This window comes from Aerococcus sp. L_32, from assembly GCF_050689315.1.
The window spans coordinates 1-573 of sequence record NZ_JBOEQF010001167.1; the positions used below are offsets into that span (position 1 = coordinate 1).

Genomic DNA, 573 nt, shown 5'->3' on the forward strand with positions numbered 1-573 from the left:
GTGTATTTCTGCAATTTCGTCAACTGGATAAAGTGGTTTTGCCCTTTTAAAATCACTGTTTTCAAAGGTTTGCCTAATAGGTTGGCCGCTAATTGGACGGTTTTATCCAAGAACTGGTGCTGTAAGATCACTGTTGAGGTTGAAATGACCACTTGAGTTTGCCCCTTATTTACCCCAGACTTAGCCCCAGTTTGTTGACTAGCCGTATCATCAGCTGATAAGGCCGATACCACGTAGGCCAAGGATTTTCCAACGCCTGCATTGGCCGTTAGAAAAGCGTATTTAGGTGTTTTATTCGTATCTGTAGAGGTGGCCGCTTGCTCATGGAAAAATGGTGCTACATCTTTGACCATCGTCTTTTGAAGGGGCGCTAAGCTTACCCCGTGATTGGCTTCAATCACCTTTAAATCACCAGCTTGTAAATAGCTAGCTTCTTTTGTCCCAAAGCCAGCAGGAAAAATATGAAAATTGGCTAATTTTGGATTCAAGACAAATGGCGCGATGTATTCGTAAGGACGTTTGGGCCCCTTGTGGTCTTTAAACCATAAGGCCATGTAGTCGCCGGTTTGCCCG

1 pseudogene is annotated in these 573 nt (G+C 44.3%); it reads right to left on the reverse strand.

The features are described 5' to 3' along the window. Nucleotides 1-554 (reverse strand): annotated as a pseudogene (locus ACRCJ0_RS18745) (exonuclease domain-containing protein); the annotation flags it as partial. Nucleotides 555-573 lie beyond the last annotated feature (19 nt).